Here is a 1,435-nt window from a genome sequence, read left to right on the forward strand (position 1 = left end):
GGTCGTGTCCCATCGCGTGGTGTAGGAGCTGTGGGTAACCGGCCCGCCGAAGCGTCCCCTCACAGCTGGCGTAGGCGGGCCGGTTATCCACAGCGGACGGTCATCGAGGTTCTTCGGTAGAGTCTGGTCACCACACCTCAACCCACACGAAGGGTGACCCCGATGACCGATGAGATGATGACGCTTCGTTCGATGCTTGAGAAGGGCACGGATGCCGACGTCCTGCGCGAGATGATCGGCTTTGCCGCCGAGCGCCTGATGGAACTGGAGGTGCAGGCACTGACCGGCGCCGGTCACGGCGAGCGGGCGCCCGGGCGGCTGACCCAGCGCAACGGCTACCGCGAGCGCGACTGGGAGACCCGCGCCGGCACGGTGGACTTGCGCATCCCCAAGCTGCGCCAGGGCTCGTATTTCCCCGGCTTCCTGGAGCCCCGGCGGATGGCTGAGAAGGCGCTGACCGCAGTGATCCAGGAGGCCTACGTCCAGGGTATCTCGACGCGATCGGTGGACGACCTGGTCCAGGCCATGGGGATGAGCGGCATCTCCAAGAGCCAGGTCAGCCGGCTGTGCGCGGAGATCGACGAGCGGGTGAAGACCTTTCTGGGCCGTCCCATCGAGGGCGACTGGCCCTACCTGTGGCTCGACGCCACCTACGTGAAGGTGCGCCAGAACGGGCGCATCGTCTCGGTTGCCGTCACCATCGCGGTGGCGGTCAACACCGATGGCCGGCGCGAGGTGCTGGGCATGGACATCGGCCCGTCGGAGGCGGAGACCTTCTGGATCGAGTTCCTGCGCAAGCTCAAGCGCCGCGGCCTGAGCGGCGTCAAGCTGATCATTTCCGACGCCCACGGCGGCATCAAGGCAGCCGTGCAGCGGGTCTTCCAGGCGACGTGGCAAAGGTGCCGGGTCCATTATTCCCGGACCGCACTCGCCCACGCCGGCAAGAGCGGGCGCCGCGTGGTCGCCGCCTTCATCGCCACGGCCTTCGCCCAGGACGATGCTGCCGCGGCTCACGCACAATGGCGCCAAGTCGCCGATCAGGTTCGCGCCAAGCTGCCCAAGCTGGCCGCCCTGATGGACGAGGCGGAAGAGGACGTGCTGGCCTACATGACGTTTCCTAAGGAACACCGGGCCAAAATCCACTCGACCAATCCCATCGAACGTCTCAATGGCGAGATCAAGCGCCGCACCGAGGTCGTGGGTATATTTCCGAACGAAGAGGCGATCACACGCCTCATCGGGGCGATCCTCTTGGAGCAGAACGACGAATGGGCCGTACAGCGCGCCCGCTACATGACCCTGGAAACCATCGCCGCGCTCGGCGATGATACGGCCATCAGCTTGCCCGCCGTGGCCGCCTGATACCCCCGGCCAGATCGCGGGGAACCATGATGATTGGCTTGTCCAATCCTACACCACGGCACGGGACACGATC

1 protein-coding gene is annotated in these 1,435 nt (G+C 65.9%); it reads left to right on the plus strand.

What is annotated here, in order from left to right:
- Positions 1–162 precede the first annotated feature (162 nt).
- The gene (locus tag DS843_RS30840) at positions 163–1,362 is read left to right on the plus strand and encodes an IS256 family transposase (RefSeq protein ID WP_149472619.1); all 1,200 of its coding nucleotides are present in this window, start codon (positions 163–165) and stop codon (positions 1,360–1,362) included.
- Positions 1,363–1,435: the final 73 nt, after the last annotated feature.

The organism is Roseomonas genomospecies 6 (assembly GCF_008365375.1).
Taxonomy (GTDB): Bacteria; Pseudomonadota; Alphaproteobacteria; order Azospirillales; family Azospirillaceae; genus Azospirillum.

What these genes read in the sequence shown, in the direction of transcription:
- DS843_RS30840 (WP_149472619.1), top strand. Translation starts at nt 163, where the DNA reads ATGACCGATGAGATGATGACGCTTCGTTCGATGCTTGAGAAGGGCACG.